At 70.4% G+C, this 14,084-nt stretch carries 14 protein-coding genes; 6 read left to right on the top strand and 8 right to left on the bottom strand.

Annotation, left to right across the window (positions count from 1 at the left end):
• Positions 1–22: 22 nt before the first annotated feature.
• From JJ685_RS26380 to JJ685_RS26370, 3 genes are all read left to right on the top strand, one after another.
• Positions 23–499 carry a MarR family winged helix-turn-helix transcriptional regulator gene (locus JJ685_RS26380; protein ID WP_201677361.1) on the top strand — a complete coding sequence of 159 codons (477 nt, stop codon included), beginning with the start codon at positions 23–25 and terminating at the stop codon, positions 497–499.
• A 96-nt stretch (positions 500–595) separates the two neighbouring features.
• A complete protein-coding gene (locus JJ685_RS26375; protein ID WP_201677360.1) occupies positions 596–1,267 on the top strand; it encodes a response regulator in 672 nt (223 codons plus the stop codon).
• 118 nt (positions 1,268–1,385) lie between these two features.
• Positions 1,386–2,861, top strand: a complete 1,476-nt coding sequence (locus JJ685_RS26370; protein WP_201677359.1) for a sensor histidine kinase — start codon at positions 1,386–1,388, stop codon at positions 2,859–2,861.
• A 7-nt stretch (positions 2,862–2,868) separates the two neighbouring features.
• Here the strand turns inward: JJ685_RS26370 and JJ685_RS26365 are convergent, their stop codons facing one another.
• From JJ685_RS26365 to JJ685_RS26350, 4 genes are read right to left on the bottom strand one after another with little or no spacing between them, the layout of a single operon-like run.
• The gene (locus JJ685_RS26365) at positions 2,869–3,528 is read right to left on the bottom strand and encodes a glutathione S-transferase family protein (protein WP_201677358.1); all 660 of its coding nucleotides are present in this window, start codon (positions 3,526–3,528) and stop codon (positions 2,869–2,871) included.
• Between the two features lie 22 nt (positions 3,529–3,550).
• Complete coding sequence (locus JJ685_RS26360; RefSeq protein WP_201677357.1) at positions 3,551–4,216, bottom strand: SPOR domain-containing protein; 666 nt, start codon at positions 4,214–4,216, stop codon at positions 3,551–3,553.
• Between the two features lie 9 nt (positions 4,217–4,225).
• A complete protein-coding gene (locus JJ685_RS26355; RefSeq protein ID WP_201677356.1) occupies positions 4,226–4,990 on the bottom strand; it encodes a biotin--[acetyl-CoA-carboxylase] ligase in 765 nt (254 codons plus the stop codon).
• Positions 4,991–4,995: 5 nt separating this feature from the next.
• The gene (locus tag JJ685_RS26350) at positions 4,996–5,481 is read right to left on the bottom strand and encodes an SET domain-containing protein (protein ID WP_201677355.1); all 486 of its coding nucleotides are present in this window, start codon (positions 5,479–5,481) and stop codon (positions 4,996–4,998) included.
• Between the two features lie 109 nt (positions 5,482–5,590).
• Between JJ685_RS26350 and JJ685_RS26345 the strand changes: the two genes are divergently transcribed.
• From JJ685_RS26345 to JJ685_RS26335, 3 genes are all read left to right on the top strand, one after another.
• Entirely contained in the window at positions 5,591–8,551 is a 2,961-nt protein-coding gene (locus JJ685_RS26345; RefSeq protein ID WP_201677354.1) for a DNA topoisomerase III, read from the top strand.
• A 117-nt stretch (positions 8,552–8,668) separates the two neighbouring features.
• Complete coding sequence (locus JJ685_RS26340; protein ID WP_201677353.1) at positions 8,669–9,232, top strand: YbhB/YbcL family Raf kinase inhibitor-like protein; 564 nt, start codon at positions 8,669–8,671, stop codon at positions 9,230–9,232.
• 35 nt (positions 9,233–9,267) lie between these two features.
• Positions 9,268–10,308 carry an AI-2E family transporter gene (locus JJ685_RS26335; protein ID WP_201677352.1) on the top strand — a complete coding sequence of 347 codons (1,041 nt, stop codon included), beginning with the start codon at positions 9,268–9,270 and terminating at the stop codon, positions 10,306–10,308.
• Here JJ685_RS26335 and JJ685_RS26330 read toward each other — a convergent pair.
• Genes JJ685_RS26330 through JJ685_RS26315 form a run of 4 tightly spaced genes read right to left on the bottom strand, consistent with a single transcriptional unit; the run spans position 10,305 to position 14,083 of the window.
• Positions 10,305–11,681: an aldehyde dehydrogenase family protein gene (locus JJ685_RS26330; RefSeq protein WP_201677351.1), complete on the bottom strand. Its 1,377-nt coding sequence runs from the start codon at positions 11,679–11,681 to the stop codon at positions 10,305–10,307. The genes JJ685_RS26335 and JJ685_RS26330 overlap by 4 nt on opposite strands.
• Positions 11,678–12,448, bottom strand: coding sequence for a gamma-glutamyl-gamma-aminobutyrate hydrolase family protein (locus JJ685_RS26325; protein WP_201677350.1), 771 nt, complete (start codon positions 12,446–12,448; stop codon positions 11,678–11,680). The genes JJ685_RS26330 and JJ685_RS26325 overlap by 4 nt, the downstream gene beginning before the upstream one ends.
• A gap of 7 nt (positions 12,449–12,455) precedes the next feature.
• Positions 12,456–13,589 carry an iron-containing alcohol dehydrogenase gene (locus JJ685_RS26320; protein ID WP_201677349.1) on the bottom strand — a complete coding sequence of 378 codons (1,134 nt, stop codon included), beginning with the start codon at positions 13,587–13,589 and terminating at the stop codon, positions 12,456–12,458.
• A complete protein-coding gene (locus tag JJ685_RS26315) occupies positions 13,586–14,083 on the bottom strand; it encodes a GNAT family N-acetyltransferase (protein WP_201677348.1) in 498 nt (165 codons plus the stop codon). The genes JJ685_RS26320 and JJ685_RS26315 overlap by 4 nt, the downstream gene beginning before the upstream one ends.
• Position 14,084 lies beyond the last annotated feature (1 nt).

Below are 14,084 nucleotides of genomic sequence, written 5' to 3'. Positions count from 1 at the left end.
CAGTTTGCCTTACGATTTGGGCATGAATGCACTGGACGACGGCTGGCGACTCACCCACCTGGGCCGCCTGCTCGGGGAGGCGATGCGCCGCTTCGACGAGCGCGTGCTGCACCTGATGGCGCACAACGTGGACGTGCCGCTGGCGCTGTCCAACCTCGCCGCGCGGGCGCAGGTGAGCGCGGCGCACATCCACGTCACGCGCCACCTGGAACTGCAGGGGACGCGCCTGACCGAGCTGGCGCAGCGCGCCGGGATGAGCAAGCAGGCCATGGGCGACCTGGTGGACCAGTGCGAAGCCTGGGGCCTGGTCACGCGCGAGGCGGACGCGCGCGACGCCCGGGCGCGGCTGGTCAAGTTCACGCCCACCGGGCTGGCCTGGCTGCAGGCCTTCAAGGACGCGGTGGCGCAGGCGGAGCGTGAGTTCCGCGCCGAAGTGGGCGCGGAAGTCGCCACCGTGGTCTCGATCGGGCTCGAGGCCTATGCCGGCAGCCCCGCATGACGGTGGGGCCGAACTGATCCACGTCATATGGGGGGCGGGTCGCGAACCTAGAATTCGCCCGACATTACGCCCCCGCTGGCGGCACAGGAGACATGCATGCGGATCCTCATCGCGGAAGACGACCAGGTGCTCGCCGACGGCCTGCTGCGCAGCCTGCGCGCCTCCGGCGCCGCCGTCGACCACGTCGCGAGCGGCTCCGAAGCGGACGCGGCGCTGATGACGAACAACGAGTTCGACCTCCTGATCCTCGACCTGGGCCTGCCCCGGATGCACGGACTGGAAGTGCTGCGCAAGCTGCGCGCGCGGGGCTCCACCATGCCGGTGCTGATCCTGACCGCCGCCGATGCCATCGAGGAGCGGGTGAAGGGCCTCGACCTGGGCGCCGACGACTACATGGCCAAGCCCTTCGCGCTGTCGGAGCTGGAGGCGCGCGTGCGGGCGCTCACCCGCCGCGGCATGGGCGCCACCAGCAGCACGATCAAGCACGGCCCGCTGGTGTACGACCAGGCCGGCCGCGTGGCGACCATCGACGGCAAGATGGTCGAACTGTCCGCGCGCGAACTGGGCCTGCTCGAAGTGCTGCTGCAGCGCGCCGGCCGGCTGGTCAGCAAGGACCAGCTCGTGGAACGCCTGTGCGAATGGGGCGAGGAGGTGAGCAACAACGCCATCGAGGTGTACATCCACCGCCTGCGCAAGAAGATCGAGAAGGGGCCGATCCGCATTGCGACGGTGCGGGGGCTGGGCTACTGTCTCGAGAAGATCCCCTGAACGTCATCCCCGCGTCAGGCGGCAAGCCCAGCATCCGCCTGGAGCGCAGAGGGCGGCTGCGCGGCCGGGGCCGGTCCGGTCCCGGGAATGACGCCTCGCGGAGCCACGCAGTACGTCCATGAAAATCTTCCAGCGCGAGCAGCGCTCGCTCTTCGGCGAGATCCTCGACTGGATGCTCACGCCGCTGCTGCTGCTGTGGCCGGTGAGCCTGGCGCTCACCTGGCTGGTGGCGCAGAGCATCGCCGGCAAGCCCTTCGACCGCGCGCTCGAATACAACGTGCAGGCGCTGGCGCAGCTGGTGACGGTGCAGAACCAGCGCGCCTCCTTCAACCTGCCGCAGCCGGCGCGCGAGATCCTGCGCGCCGACGATGCCGACCAGGTCTACTACCAGGTGCTGGGCTCGCGCGGCGAGCTGCTGTCCGGCGAACGCGACTTCCCGCCGCCGCCCGACGACGAGCGCCCCGCCCCTGGCGAAACGCGCCTGCGCGACGACGAGATGCGCGGACTGGGCGTGCGCGTGGCTTACACCTGGGTGCGCATCGACGCCCCCGGCTCGCCGCCGGCGCTGGTGCAGGTGGCCGAGACGCGCGAGAAGCGTTCCGTGCTCGCCACCGAGATCATCAAGGGCGTGATGCTGCCGCAGCTGGCGATCCTGCCGCTGGCCGTGCTGCTGGTGTGGATGGCGCTGGTGCGGGGCATCAAGCCGCTGTCCGAGCTGGAGGAGCGCATCCGCGCGCGCAAGCCCGACGACCTGAGCCCGCTCGACGAGAAGGTGGTTCCGCTGGAGGTCGCTCCGCTGGTGTCCTCGGTGAACGACCTGCTCACGCGGCTGACAAGCTCCATCGCGACGCAGAAGCGCTTCCTCGCCGACGCGGCGCACCAGCTCAAGACGCCGCTGGCCGGCCTGCGCATGCAGGCCGACCTCGCCCAGCGCGAGCAGTTCCATCCCGAGGAACTGAAGCAGTCGCTCAAGCAGATCGGCCGCTCCAGCATGCGCGCCACCCACACGGTGAACCAGCTGCTGGCGCTGGCGCGCGCGGAGAACAGCGCCAAGGTGCTGGTGCGCCAGGCCTGCGACCTGGCGGAGATCGCGATCGAGGCGGTGCGCGACACGGTGCCGCGGGCGATGGAAAAGCACCTGGACATCGGCTACGACGGCCCCGAGCCGGGCGCGCACGGCGTGCTCCTGCGAGGCAACCCCACGCTGCTGAAGGAGCTGGTGCGCAACCTCCTGGACAACGCGGTGAACTACACGCCTTCGACGGAGCAGCAGCCCGGGATCGTGACCGCGCGGGTGCTGGCCGACCCGTTCGGGCAGGCGCTGGTGCTGCAGGTGGAGGACACCGGCCCGGGCATTCCGGAGGCCGAGCGCGAGCTGGTGTTCCAGCCCTTCTACCGGACGCTGGGCACCAACGTGGACGGCTCCGGCCTGGGCCTGCCGATCGTGCAGGAGATCGCGCGCCAGCACGACGCGACGATCGAGCTGGAAGACGCACGCCCCGGGCAGGTGCCGCCGGGGACGCGGGTCACGGTGCGCTTCGTGGCGACCGAGTCGCAGGCCCAGCCGGCCGAGGAGGCCGCGGTGCGCGCCTGAAGGCGGCTCAGGCCGCCTTGTACAGGTTCAGCTGCAGCCGCTCCCGCTCGATCGCCCGCGCCACTCCGGGCTGCTGCGCCACCTTCTGCACGTGCGCCCACAGCGCCTGGAAGCCCGTGGGGTCGATCCCGGCGAAGCCGCCCCAGCGCAGCAGGGTCAGCGCATAGACGTCCAGCGGGCCGAGGCGCTCGCCACCCAGCCAGGACTGGCCGCGGGCGGCCGCCCGCTGCGCCAGCGCCTCGATCTCCCCCAGGTAGCCGGCGTACACCCTCGCGTTGAAGGACTTGAGTTCCGCCTGCGCTTCCGGGCTGCCCGCGTATTTCTGCGGCATGAACACGTGCGTGAAGGTCGGATGCACGGTGTTGTTCATCCACGCCAGCGTCTCCAGCACGCGGGTGCGCGCCAGCGTCTCGCGCGGCAGGAACTGCTGCTCCGGGAACTTCGCGTCCAGGTACTGGAGGATCGCCGGGATCTGCGTGATCACCTCGTCGCCGTCGACCAGCACCGGCACCTGGCCGCGCGGGTTGATCGCCTTGAATGCCGCCTCGTTCTGCTCGCCCTTGTGCAGCTTGACCATCACGGGCTCGAACGGCGCGCCGGTGGTCTCCAGCAGGCTGTGCGGGACGAAGGAACAGGCCCCGGGGGCGAAATAGAGCTTGAGCGACATGGCGGGAATCTCCTGGTGTTGTTCAGCGGCAGGGCCGCAGGGTTGTCGTGTCCAGCGCGGGGCGGAGCTCGTTCAGCCGCGGCCGCAAGGCGTCGGTCATCGCCGCCAGCTGCAGGCGGAAGCCACGCTGCTCGGGGCGGTCCTGCACCACCCGCGCGCTGCGCACCCCGCGCGTAACGAGCGCCTGCAGCTGCTGCTGCGCGGAGGGCTCGCTGCTGAAGCTGCCGAGCGCGAGCCCTGGCTCCAGCTGGGGATCGAGCGGCGCATCGAAGGCGATGCCCAGCTGGCGCAGTTCCGCCCGCTTGCGGGCCAGCTGCTCCGGGTCCGCGTACTTGCCCATGTAGAGGATCCACCGCGGCGGTTCGACCACCGGTTCGAGCGTCCAGGAGCCGGCCGGCCAGGACTGCAGCGCCGTGCGCACCGTGGCCGCCTGCGGCTCCGCCAGGGTGGCCGAAGCCAGGCATTCGGATGCGCGCGCGGCCGGGGCCACCTGCGCCACCTGGGCCTCGAGGGCGCGCAGTTCTTCGGCGGGCAGCAGGCGCACGCCCTCGGGCTGGAGCTGCTGCTGCATCCGCTGCGGTTCCGATTGCTGCACCGGCCCGACGCCCCAGGGCATCAGCAGCCCCTGGGACCAGGCGTAGTAGGCCCCGTTGGCGAGCAGCAGGAACAGGACGATCAGGCGCAGCATGGACGGTGTTCAGGGGGCGGCGGGCCGCACGCTCACCTCCGAGCTGCTCACCGCCTGCAGGCCGGCCGCAGTATGCACCAGCAGGCTGCCGGATTCGCTCACCCCCTGGGCCACGCCGGCGCTGCCGTCGCTGAGCGTCACGGCGCGCCCGCGCAGCGCGTCGCGCGCATCGAAGTGGGAGTGGAAGGCCTCGAAGCCGGCCTGCGCGAAGCGCAGCACGTCGGCCACCAGCGGCGCGGCGACGAGCTGCAGCACGTCGGGCGCCTGGGCGTAGGGCAGCAGCTCGCGCAAGGCCGCCGGCGGGGTGGACAGCCCCTCCGCAGGCCGCGGCGCGAGGTTCAGGCCGATGCCGACCACCGCGTAGCGCCCGCCGGCGCTGCCCGTGCCGAAGCTGGCGGTCTCGATCAGGATCCCGCCCAGCTTGCGGTCGTCCAGCCACAGGTCGTTGGGCCACTTCAGCCGGATGGCGGGATGCAGGGCCTCGGCCACGCTGGCCCCGACCGCCAGCGACAGGCCGGACCAGTCCGCCGGCGCCAGGGGCACGCCCAGCGAAAAGGTCAGCGAGTCACCGGCGGCGCTCTGCCAGCCCCGGCCGAGCCGGCCGCGCCCTGCGGTCTGCCGCTCGGCGACCAGCAGCACGGGCTCGGACCGGCCGTCGCGGGAGCGCCGCATCAGCTCGCTGTTGGTCGAATCCAGCTCCGGCAGGATCTCCACGGTGAACCCGGGCAGCAGCGGCGCCACCGCCTCCCAGATCGCCTCCGCCGGCCACCTCATGGCGGTCAGCGCTTGCCGCGCTTGGGCGCCAGCAGCGTGCCGCGGCAGTTCCGGCTGCCGCACCAGCAGGGGTATTCCGCCTTCAGCTTCTTCGTGTACGGCTCGTCGATGATCAGGCCGTAGTCGTAGCTCAGCTCTTCGCCGGCCTTGATGTCGCGCAGGCTCTTGATGAAGATGCGGCCTTCGACTTCGTCGGCCTCGCAGTTCGGCTCGCAGGAGTGGTTGATCCAGCGGGCCGCGTTGCCCCCCACGGCGGCGTCGATCACGCGCTTGTCGTCGACATGGAAGTAGAAGGTATGGTTGGGCTCTTCCGGGTTCCACGGGTGGCGGCGCTGGGCCTCCTTCCACGAGATGATCTCGCCCAGGTATTCGATCAGGGTCTCGCCCTCGGGGATGTCCTGCAGGGCGAACACGCCCTTGCCGTGCACGCCCGACTTGCGGACCTGGATGCGGCGATTCGTCTTGGGGGCGGCGGCGGCTTTGGCGGGCATGTAGAAAATTCTGTTAACTTGGATTCGTACGCGTACGCGCGTGCGTGCGCGCGCGAGGAAAGCGCGATTGTAAGAACGTCAAGGGACGAGGTGCCGAAAGGCATCCGGGATGGTCGTGAAAACATTGGTGATCGCCGAGAAGCCGTCGGTGGCCCAGGACATTGTCCGGGCCCTGACCCCCGTGGCCGGCAAGTTCGACAAGCACGACGAGTACTTCGAGAACGGCAAGTACATCGTCACCAGCGCCGTGGGTCACCTGGTGGAGATCCAGGCGCCGGAGGAGTTCGACGTCAAGCGCGGCAAGTGGAGCTTCGCCCACCTGCCCGTGATTCCGCCGTACTTCGACCTCAAGCCGGTGGACAAGACCAAGTCGCGCCTCAACGCGGTGGTGAAGCTGGCCAAGCGCAAGGACGTCACCGACCTGGTGAACGCCTGCGACGCCGGGCGCGAGGGCGAGTTGATCTTCCGGCTGATCGAGCAGTTCGCCTTCGGCACCGACGGCCAGGGCGCGGGCAAGAAGGGCGCCGCGCACAAGCCGGTGCGGCGCCTCTGGCTGCAGTCGATGACGCCGCAGGCCATCCGCGACGGCTTCGACAAGCTGCGTACCGACAAGCAGATGGAAGGCCTGGCGCACGCCGCCCGCTCGCGTTCGGAGGCCGACTGGCTGGTGGGCATCAATGGCACCCGCGCCATGACCGCCTTCAATTCCCGCGACGGCGGCTTCTTCCTGACCACCGTGGGCCGCGTGCAGACCCCGACGCTGGCGATCGTGGTGGAGCGGGAGGAGCAGATCCGCAAGTTCGTCAGCCGCGACTACTGGGAGATCCACGCCAGTTTCGCCGCCGAGGCCGGCGAGTACCCCGGCAAGTGGTTCGACCCGAACTGGAAGAAGGACCCCGACGATCCCGAGAAACGCGCCGACCGCCTCTGGAACGAGCAGGACGCGCAGGCCATCGCCCAGGCGGTGCGCGGCAAGAAGGCGAGCGTCACCGAGGAATCCAAGCCCAGCACCCAAGCCTCGCCCGGCCTGTTCGACCTGACCTCCCTACAGCGCGAGGCCAACGGCCGCTTCGGCTATTCCGCCAAGACCACGCTGTCGCTGGCGCAGTCGCTGTACGAGCGCCACAAGGCGCTGACCTATCCCCGGACGGACTCGCGCCACCTGCCCGCCGACTACGTGAAGGTGGTCCAGGAGACCATGGGCGTGCTGGCCGACAGCGGCATGCCGCACCTGGCGCCGTTCGCGCGGCAGGCGGTCACGGAGGGCTACGTCAAGCCGGTCAAGCGCGTGTTCGACGACAGCAAGGTGTCGGACCACTTCGCCATCATCCCGACCCTGCAGGCGCCCAGCGGCCTGTCGGAGGCGGAGCAGAAGCTGTACGACCTGGTGGTGCGGCGCTTCCTGGCGGTGTTCTTCCCCAGCGCCGAATACCTGGTCACCACCCGCATCAGCGAGGCGGCGGGCCACCAGTTCCGCACCGAGGGCAAGGTGCTGGTGAAGCCGGGCTGGCTGGCGATCTACGGCAAGGAAGCCGCCGACCAGGACCCGGACGCCAAGGAAGGCGACAAGGGCCAGAACCTGGTGTCGGTGAAGCCGGGCGAGAAGGTGGACACCGCCTCGGTCGAGGCCAAGGGCCTGAAGACCCGGCCGCCGGCGCGCTACAGCGAGGCGACGCTGCTGGGCGCGATGGAAGGCGCCGGCAAGTTCGTGGAGGACGACGAATTGCGCGAGGCCATGGCCGAAAAGGGCCTGGGCACGCCGGCCACCCGCGCGGCCATCATCGAAGGCCTCATCAACGAGAAGTACATCCTGCGCGAAGGCCGCGAGATGATCCCCACGGCCAAGGCCTTCCAGCTCATGACGCTGCTGCGCGGGCTGGGCGTGGAGGAGCTCTCCAAGCCGGAGCTCACCGGCGAATGGGAGTACAAGCTGGCGCAGATGGAGCACGGCCGCCTCTCGCGCGACCAGTTCATGCGCGAGATCGCCGACATGACGAAGCGCATCGTCATGAAGGCCAAGGAGTACGACCGCGACACCGTCCCGGGCGACTACGCCACGCTGAAGACGCCCTGCCCCAACTGCGGCGGCGTGGTGCAGGAAACCTACCGCCGCTACAACTGCGTGGGCGGCAGGGGCAAGGAGCCCTGCGGCTTCTCCTTCACCAAGATCCCGGCCGGCCGGCCGTTCGAGCTGGAGGAGGTCGAGACCTTCCTGCGCGACAAGCGCATCGGCCCGCTGCAGGGCTTCCGCTCCAAGGCGGGCTGGCCCTTCACCGCCGAACTGGCGCTGGCCTACGACGAGGACGAGAAGAACTGGAAGCTGGAGTTCGACTTCGGCGAGGACAAGAACCCGGCCGAGACGGGCGAGATCGTCGACCTGTCGGCGCAGGAGCCCCTGGGCCCCTGCCCCAGGTGCGGCCACCAGGTCTTCGAATGGGGCAGCAACTACGTCTGCGAGCGTTCCGTGCCCACCGAGAAGCATCCCGCGCCCACCTGCGACTTCCGCAGCGGCAAGGTGATCCTGCAGCAGCCGGTCGAGCGCGAGCAGATGGCCAAGCTGCTCGCCACCGGCAAGACCGACCTGCTGGACAAGTTCATCTCGATGCGCACGCGGCGCCCGTTCAAGGCCTACCTGGCCTGGGACGCGGAAGCCGGCAAGGTGAACTTCGAATTCGAACCGCGCGCCTCCAAGTTCCCGCCGCGCAAGACGGCGGGCGCCGCGAGCGCGAAGACGGCCACCGCCAAGGCCGCCGCCAAGAAGCCGCCGAGCGAGGAAAAGGCCACCGCGAAGGCGGCGAAGAAGGTCGCCGCCAAGAAGTCCCCGGCGAAGAAGACCGGTCCCGGACTCAAGCCGAGCCCCGAGCTGGCCGCCGTGGTCGGCGACGCGCCGATCGCGCGCACCGAGGTGATCAAGAAGATCTGGGACTACATCAAGGCCCACGGCCTGCAGGACCAGAAGGACAAGCGCGCGATCAACGCGGACGCGAAGCTCAAGCCCCTGTTCGGCAAGCCGCAGGTCTCGATGTTCGAGCTGGCCGGCATCGTCGGCAAGCACCTTTCCTCCGAGTGACGCGTCTTCATCCCTCCCCTCCGGGGGAGGGATGGGGTGGGGCGCCCCGCAAGACAAATCCGCCGCTTTCGTAGCATCATCCCGATCCCCAAGCTCCAACGAACAAGGAGAGGATCCATGACGCGCACCCTCGCGGCCGCCGCCGCGCTCGCCCTTGCCACCGCCGCGACCTCCGCCGCGGCCTTCAAGCTGGAAAGCCCCGACATCAAGCCGGGCGCGACGATGGACAAGAAGTTCGAGGCCAACGTGTTCGGCTGCGGCGGGGAGAACAAGTCGCCGGCGCTCAAGTGGAGCGGCGCCCCGAAGGACACGAAGAGCTACGCCGTCACGGTGTACGACCCCGACGCGCCGACCGGGTCGGGCTGGTGGCACTGGTCCGTCATCAACATCCCCGCCAGCGTCACCGAGCTGAAGCCCGACGCCGGCAACGCCAGCAACGCCAACCTGCCGCAGGGCGCGCGCCAGGTGCGCATCGACTACGGCGTCGCGGCCTGGGGCGGCGCCTGCCCGCCGCCCGGCGACAAGCCGCACCGCTACGTCTTCACCGTGCACGCGCTGAAGACCGACAAGCTGGACATCCCGGCGGATGCCACGGCGGCGCTGGCCGGCTTCATGATCAACGCCAACTCCCTCGGCAAGGCCAGCTTCACCGCCAGGTACGGGCGGCCGAAGGCCAAGTAACCCAGCGTGCCCGGGGAGGGGGGCACAATGGGCTGGTGAAACGGCCCCTCAGCCCGTCCGAGACCACGCCCGAGCTGGCCACGGAGAAGCTGCGGCTGCGCAGCATCCTGCTGGCGTCCCTGGTCCTGCTCGGCGTGCTCTACCTGCACCTGCTGTCGGCACTGTTCGCCGGCCTTGCCGGCTTCGTGCTGTACCGGCGCGTGCGTGACTTCACCGGCCCGGCGAAGGGCTCCCTGTGGAACCGCGCGCTGCGCTGGCTGCTGGTGACGGTCGCCGTGGCCGGCCTGGGGCTGGTGTTCGCGGCAGGGGCCGAGCTGCTGTTCAAGTCGGGCGGGCTCTCCCGGCTGATGCAGCTGATCGCCGACACCCTGGACCAGCTGCGCGCCACCGCGCCGGGCTGGATCGTCTCGCGCCTGCCCGAGTCGGCCGACACCGTGCAGCACGCGATGAGCCGCTGGCTGCGCGAGCACTCCGGCGAGATGCAGCGCTGGGGCGCGGAGGCGCTGAAGATCCTGGTGCACATCCTGCTCGGCCTCGCGATCGGCCTGATGGCCGCCACGGCGGCGCGCACCGTCGAACCCGCGCAGCCGCGCCGGCCCCTGATCGTGCTGGCCCAGGCGCGTATGCTGCAGCTGGCCAATGCCTTCGGCGACGTGTTCTCGGCGCAGCTGCGCATCTCGCTGATCAACTCGGCCCTGACCGGGATCTACCTGCTGGTCGTGCTGCCCGCGCTGGGCTACCGCGTCCCCCTCGCGCCGACGCTGGTCGGCTTCACCTTCTTCGGCGGCCTGCTCCCGATCGTGGGCAACCTGCTGTCGAACACGGCGATCACGATCGCGGCGCTGACGGTGTCCGTCTGGGTGGGCGTCGCCTCGCTGGTGTTCCTGGTGGTCATCCACAAGCTCGAGTACTTCCTCAACGCGAAGATCGTGGGCGGACGCACCAACGTGCCGACCTACGCGATGCTCGCGTCGATGCTGCTGCTGGAGTCGGCGTTCGGGGTCCCGGGGCTGGTGGCAGCGCCGTTCTATTGCGCCTGGCTCACGCGGGAGCTGCGCGAGGGGGAGTGGGTCTAGCCGGCGCTGCGCAAGTGCCACGCCTTGGGCCGCGTGAAGGTCTGGATGCCGTACTTCGACAGCGTCAGCCCCACGCCGGAATCCCCCACGCCGCTCCAGGGCAGCCGCGGGCTCACGCGGTCGCAGCAGTTCCAGTACACGCTGCCCGCGTGCACCTGCGACAGGATGCGGCGAGCCCGCGTCTCGTCGCGCGTGTAGACGCCGGCCGTGAGCCCGTAGCGGGTGTCGTTCATCAGGCGGACCGCCTCGGCGTCGTCGCGGACCTTCTGGATGCCGATCACGGGGCCGAAGCTCTCCTCCCGCATGATCTCCATCGTGTGGTCGACGCCCACCAGCACGGTGGGTTCGAACCAGTTGCCCGGCCCGTCACCGACGCGGCCGCCGGTCAACACCTTCGCGCCGCGCTGGCGCGCGTCCGCCACCTGCGCCGCCAGCACGTCCAGCTGCGGCGTGCGCGTGAGCGGGCCGATGTAGGTGTCCTCGCTCATCGGGTCGCCCATGCGGAAGGCCCCGACCGCGCGCACGAAGGCCTCGACGAAGGCGTCGTGGATCGCCTCGTGCACGTAGATGCGTTCCACCGAGCAGCAGCTCTGGCCGGTGTTGTACATGGCGCCGTCGGCGAGCGATTCCGCCGCGGTCTGCGGGTCGGCGTCCTCGCACACGTAGGTGGGGTCCTTGCCGCCCAGCTCCAGCTGCAGCTTGAGGAAGCGCTTGCCCACGGACTCGGCGATGCGCTGCCCGGTGGCGTGCGAGCCGGTGAAGAACACGCCGTCCACGTCCTGCGCCAGCAGCGCCGTGCCGACCTCGCCTGTGCCGACGAGGCAGCACATCGCCTGGCGCGGCACGCCGGCCTCGTGCAGCAGCCGCGCGATCTCCAGTCCGGAGAGCGTGGCGTACTCCGAAGGCTTGTACAGCACCGCGTTGCCGGTCGCGAGCGCGGGCAGGATCACGTTGCAGCCGACGAACCACGGATAGTTCCACGCCGAGATGTTGGCGATCACGCCCAGCGGCACGTGCTCGATCTGCTCGCGCAGCCCGCTCTCCTCGTACACCGTCTCCGGCGCGATCGCGCGCTCGCATTCGGCGAGGAAGAAGTCGATGCGCGGCAGCAGGCCGTTCAGCTCGTTGCGCGCCATGCGGATCGGCTTGCCGGTCTCGCGCGTCATGATCGTGGCCAGCGTGTCGAGCTCCGCGACCACGCCGGCACGGAACGCCCGCAGGCAGGCCAGCCGGTCGGCCAGGGGCCACGCGGCCCAGGCGGGCTGCGCCGCCCGGGCGGCCATCGCCTTCACGGCGACGCTGCGGGCGTCGTCGGCCGGCAGGGCGATGACCAGTTCGCCGCTGGCCGGGTTGCGGATCTTCAGGGTGTTCATGCGCAGCGCGCCGCGCGGGCGGCCTCCAGGAAGTCCCGCAGCAGCGGGGTATCGTCGATCACCCCCAGTTCGGGACGGTGGAATTCGGGATGCCACTGGACCGCCGCGACCCACGCGTCGCCGGTGTGGCGGATCGCTTCGATCACCCCGTCGTCGGGCGACACGGCCTCCACCACGAAGGCGGGGGCGAGGTCCTTCACGCCCTGGTGGTGCACGCTGTTGACCTTGTGGCGGCCGGGGGGCAGCAGTTGCGCCAGCCGGGTCCGCGGCAGGAGGTCGACTTCGTGGAAGTTCAGGTCGTAGGCCTCGGCGTCGCGGTGCCTGCGCGCGCCCGGCTTCTGCGTGCTGATGTCCTGGTACAGCGTGCCGCCGTGCGCCACGTTGATCAGCTGCAGCCCGCGGCAGATGCCGAACACCGGCTTGCCCGCGGCGCGGAAGGCCTGCACCAGCGCGATGTCGTTCTCGTCGCGGATGCGGTCGCCGCGCCACTCGGGGCGCAGCGGCTGCTCACCGTAGGTGCCGGGCCAGACGTCGGCGCCGCCGTGCATCACCAGGCCGTCGAGCCACTGCGCGTACTCCCGCACCGTGATGTCGCCGCGGAAGGTGGCGCCGTTGAGCGAAGGCACCATCACCGGCAAGGCGCCCTCGGACATCACCCAGTGCGCGGTGGACTGCTCGATCCACAGGAGGGTCTTGGACGGCGCCGCCTGGCGCTCGCCGTCGGGGTGGAAGAAGCAGGCGCTGATGCCGATCTTCAGTCTGTCCATCGTGTCCCTACATCGCTGCCTCGAACAGGCGCTGGAAATCCGCCGCCGCCACCGGCCGCGGGTTGGTCTGGTGGCAGACGTCCTTCACCGCCACTTCCACGAGCCGCGGGACCTGCTGCTGCTTCACCCCGTGCGAGGACAGCGTGCCCGTGATCCCGACCTGCTGCTTCAGGTGCCCCAGCCAGCGCACCAGCCCGGGGCCGCCGCCGGCCACGCGGCACACGTGCGCCAGCTCCTCGAACTTGTCGGGCGCGGCTTCCACGTTCCAGGCCAGCACGGCCTCGATCATCAGCGCGTTGGCGAGTCCGTGGTGCAGGTCGCAGACGGCGCCCAGCGCGTGGGCGCAGGAATGCACCGCGCCCAGGTCCTTCTGGAAGGCGATGGCCCCCATCATGGACGCCATCATCATGTCGCTGCGCGCGGCGAGGTTGGCGGGCTCGCGCACGGCCCGCACCAGCGAACGCGCGGCGATGCGCGTGCCTTCCAGCGCGATGCCGTCGCACAGGGGGTGGTAGGCCGGCGAAAGATAGCTCTCGATGTTGTGCGTGAGCGCGTCCATGCCCGTGGCGGCGGTGACGTGGGCCGGCAGCCCCAGCGTGAGCTCGGGGTCGGCGAACACCTTCCTCGCCAGCAGCTTCGGGCTGAAGATCACGCGCTTGAGGTGCGTCTCGTCCTCGCTGATCACGGAGGAGCGGCCCACCTCGGAGCCGGTGCCGGCCGTGGTGGGCAGCGCGACGAAATAGGGCAGCGGGTTGGTGATGGGCCGCACCCGCGGATGGTCCCACGCGTATTCGAGGATGTCGCCGTCGTGGGTGGCGGCCAGGCCGACCACCTTGGCCACGTCGAGCGCCGCACCTCCGCCGATGCCGACCACGCAGTCGGCCTGGTGCGTCTTCAAGGCCGCCGCGCCGGCCAGGACCTGGCTGGCGGTGGGGTTGCCGGCCACGCCGGCGAAGACCAGCACGTCCAGCCCGCCCAGGTGCGACTGGAACTCCGCCATCGCGGGCAGCGCGCCGAGTCCGCGGTCCGTGACGATCAGCGGCCGTTTCAGCCCCAGGGCCTGCAGGTGCGCCGCGACCTCCTTGCGCGCGCCCGGGCCGAAGCGGATGTCGGTGGGAAAGGAGAAGCTGGAGAGGCTCATCTCAGGTCCAGGTGCATGTGGATCTTCCCGTACGAGCGACCCGCCACGCGGATCGCGTCCGGCTCGACGCCGATCGAGCGGAAGCCCGCGCCGGCGTACAGCTGCTGCGCTTCGGCGTTGCCGTCGGTGACCGTGAGCACGAGCGACTCGATGCCGACGGCGCGGGCATGCGCCACCAGCGCGTCCAGCAGCGCGCGGCCCACGCCCTGCCGCGCCACCTCCGGCGCGACGTACATGCCCACGACGGTCGCCTTGTGCCGGTTCTTGGCGCGGCGCTCGCGCTCCAGTCCGAGCATGCCGTAGAGCTCCTCGCCCTCGAAGGCGCCCCAGGCCGCGAAGTCCGGCGAAGCCAGGCGCTGCGCCGTGAAGGCAGCCGGCTGCACCGCATCCTCCTCGTAGCTGGAGGTGAAGGCCTCCGGATGCGCGCGCAAGGCGCGCAGCCGCAGGGCGCGATAGGCGGACACGTCGGCGGCCTCGAGGCGGCGGATCTGCATC

The organism is Ramlibacter monticola, assembly GCF_016722785.1.
GTDB lineage: Bacteria > Pseudomonadota > Gammaproteobacteria > Burkholderiales > Burkholderiaceae_C > Ramlibacter > Ramlibacter monticola.
The sequence above is the reverse complement of the archived record's forward strand: the minus strand, read 5'-3'. Positions and strand labels throughout refer to the sequence as shown.

Excerpts from the sequence above, each read along its gene's own strand:
- JJ685_RS26365 (WP_201677358.1), bottom strand. The coding sequence starts at position 3,528 with ATGTCGCTCAAGCTCTATTTCGCCCCCGGGGCCTGTTCCTTCGTCCCG.
- JJ685_RS26370 (WP_201677359.1), top strand. The coding sequence starts at position 1,386 with ATGAAAATCTTCCAGCGCGAGCAGCGCTCGCTCTTCGGCGAGATCCTC.
- JJ685_RS26345 (WP_201677354.1), top strand. The coding sequence starts at position 5,591 with ATGGTCGTGAAAACATTGGTGATCGCCGAGAAGCCGTCGGTGGCCCAG.
- JJ685_RS26325 (WP_201677350.1), bottom strand. The coding sequence starts at position 12,448 with ATGGACAGACTGAAGATCGGCATCAGCGCCTGCTTCTTCCACCCCGAC.
- JJ685_RS26320 (WP_201677349.1), bottom strand. The coding sequence starts at position 13,589 with ATGAGCCTCTCCAGCTTCTCCTTTCCCACCGACATCCGCTTCGGCCCG.
- JJ685_RS26350 (WP_201677355.1), bottom strand. The coding sequence starts at position 5,481 with ATGCCCGCCAAAGCCGCCGCCGCCCCCAAGACGAATCGCCGCATCCAG.
- JJ685_RS26360 (WP_201677357.1), bottom strand. The coding sequence starts at position 4,216 with ATGCTGCGCCTGATCGTCCTGTTCCTGCTGCTCGCCAACGGGGCCTAC.
- JJ685_RS26375 (WP_201677360.1), top strand. The coding sequence starts at position 596 with ATGCGGATCCTCATCGCGGAAGACGACCAGGTGCTCGCCGACGGCCTG.
- JJ685_RS26330 (WP_201677351.1), bottom strand. The coding sequence starts at position 11,681 with ATGAACACCCTGAAGATCCGCAACCCGGCCAGCGGCGAACTGGTCATC.
- JJ685_RS26355 (WP_201677356.1), bottom strand. The coding sequence starts at position 4,990 with ATGAGGTGGCCGGCGGAGGCGATCTGGGAGGCGGTGGCGCCGCTGCTG.
- JJ685_RS26380 (WP_201677361.1), top strand. The coding sequence starts at position 23 with ATGAATGCACTGGACGACGGCTGGCGACTCACCCACCTGGGCCGCCTG.
- JJ685_RS26340 (WP_201677353.1), top strand. The coding sequence starts at position 8,669 with ATGACGCGCACCCTCGCGGCCGCCGCCGCGCTCGCCCTTGCCACCGCC.
- JJ685_RS26315 (WP_201677348.1), bottom strand. The coding sequence starts at position 14,083 with ATGCAGATCCGCCGCCTCGAGGCCGCCGACGTGTCCGCCTATCGCGCC.